Source organism: Cellvibrio sp. (assembly GCF_053579595.1).
In genome coordinates, this window is sequence record NZ_JBRFPI010000516.1 from 1 (window position 1) to 2,473 (window position 2,473).

The window sequence follows — 2,473 nt, forward strand, 5'->3', positions numbered from 1 at the left end:
AATTACCTAGCAGTTCTAAAAGCTGAGCCTTTGTGTAATCACTCAAGAATACTTGTAATGGATTATTGTTTTTTCCTTCTGTATACGCGCCTTGTAAATAGTGGCTATTAATCAGTTCTTTTTTGTCTCCCAATAGCCGCCAAGTATCAGACAACTCATCGATAAGAGGTACCAAATCAGGTAAAAAATACCGTTGTTCGGTATCGATGTTCTGCTGGATGCGCTGCAACTGCTGCTCTGCGATAAATCGAAGCTTATTATCCACCACTGAAAATGTTTCTATACGAGCCTGAACCCGGGCAAGCTTTGGGTGCTCGGTCCAAACCGAAATACGCAACTGGCAGGGATTACACGTTTCATGCGTGAGCAATACACGACGGCGCAAATAAAAGTCACGCACCTTAATATTCTGAAGGATAGGTCCACGCGGGTCTTCTAAAAACACTTTGGTAGAGGCAAATTCCTCAGTTAGCCAAATCACCTTAAATTGATGGGGAGGAATCGTTAGAGGCACTACTAATTGATCGCCCTTGCTTACAGGGAAAGGCAGCAGCAAGTCGTTCAAACCCAATACATGCACACCCGCAAACACGGTATGCGAAGCAAAAATACAACAAGCAACCAAAAAACCTCGTCGAATCAGTTCCATCATGATGATTATTCTTAAATCTGTAGAGGTGGTTGGATTATAGACAGAGTTTATAGGCACTCGCCAGCGCCCAACAATACCGGTCATAATACTTATCAATTTCTTCAAAGATGAGATGCATCTGATCACCATGGTTGATACCTATTTCGATATACCCCCCTACCTCACCGCTATCGCTAGCGGTGAATTGGTCATCACCGCCAACAGTCGCCTACGCAACCATATGTTGCGCTCTTATGGCCAGCGGCAGACAGAAGCAACCAACGTCTGGCACAGCCCGCGTATCTATTCATTGAGCCAATGGATTGAAATGAATTGGGCTGTATTGCAGCGCCGCGCTTATGCACCTGCCGCACAGCGGATTATCAATAACTTGCAGCGCCAAACCCTCTGGGAAAAAATTATCGGCGAATCCTCCCTCGCCGCCGCACTCTTGCAACCGGAGCCTTTAGCTCAAGCCGCCGATAGCGCGCTGCGCAATCTGGAACTTTGGCAACTCACTGAAGAGCAAGTCAGTGCTGCCGAGCCGCTGTTGAACAACCAGAGCAATACTTACTGCTGGCTTACCTGGCTGGGTGAATTTCGCGCGCGTTTGGCGCAGCTGGGATTTATTACACAAGAAAGTGCAAATCAAATTTTGATCGATGCATTTAAGAATTTGCAGCTCAATCAAGAAGCCATCATCCATCTCACCGGTTTTGATGATATTCCACCCCAACACCAGGATTTAATTAATAGCGCCTGTCACGAATTGCGCAATATCAAACTGGATAACCAACAGATTCAACTAATTCGTACCGAGACACAAAACAGCGAAGCAGAAATCCGCGCAGCGGCGCTCTGGAGCAAAATTCAGCTGGAGCAAAATCCGGCGGCAATGATTGGGATTATCGTGCCGAACCTCGGCCAATGCCGCGATCAAGTCGAGCGTATTTTTGTCGAGGTATTTGAACCTCTCGCCTCCCTGCCGGATCGTCCGCGATACACATTACCATTTAACTTTTCTGCCGGTACACCACTGGGCGCCACGCCCATTATTACGGCTACGCTGGATTTATTGGAGCTGCAAAAATCCTCATGGGATTTGGAGGCGATTTGCAATTTATTGCTTTCACCTTTTTTTGGCGATGCCGATAGCGAATTAGTCTTGCGCACACATTTAATCCAAACCCTGCGCAAACTCGGAAAATTTACGATTAGCTTGAGTGACCTGCGCTACCACTGCCAAAAACTCACCAGCAAATTAGCCATTGCCGAAAGCGATACCAACCTGATTACACGTTTAGTGCAACTGGAAAATTATCGCCGCCAGAGTTTTGGTAATCACAGCGCACAACATTGGTGTGATTTTTTCCAACAGCATTTGCAATTACTTGGCTGGCCGGGCACACGGCGATTGGATAGCCAGGAATACCAGCAACTCACTTTATGGAACCAGGTGCTGGAAAACTTTTTGCAACTGGACGGCACCGGCATTCAATTTAATTATCCCGGTGCGATACAACAACTGCGCAGCATTGCCGGAAAAACACCCTTCCAAGCACAGACCCCCAATTCACCCATACAAATCCTCGGCGCACTTGAAGGCGCCGGTTTGCAATTCAGCCACTGCTGGGTGATGGGCTTGCACCATCGCCAATGGCCGCCAGTGCCTGCTCCCAATCCACTATTGCCAACCAGTTTGCAGCGCGCGCAAAAAATGCCGCACGCAAGTGCAGAACGGGAATTGCAATTTGCACGCGCACTCACGGAACACTATCGCCAATGCGCGCCTGTAGTTGTATTCAGTTCAGCGCACAGCGATGACGACAGCGAACTCAGCCC

General features: G+C 48.0%; 1 protein-coding gene and 1 pseudogene. One reads left to right on the plus strand and one right to left on the minus strand.

Features of this window, described 5'->3' with window-relative positions; genetic code table 11:
• Window positions 1-736: hypothetical protein (locus ACWA6V_RS20570; RefSeq protein WP_449524237.1), on the minus strand; the 736-nt coding region annotated here is incomplete at its 3' end.
• A 28-nt stretch (window positions 737-764) separates the two neighbouring features.
• On the opposite strand from ACWA6V_RS20570, the pseudogene ACWA6V_RS20575 reads away from it, so the two are divergent.
• Window positions 765-2,473 (plus strand): annotated as a pseudogene (locus ACWA6V_RS20575) (PD-(D/E)XK nuclease family protein); the annotation flags it as partial.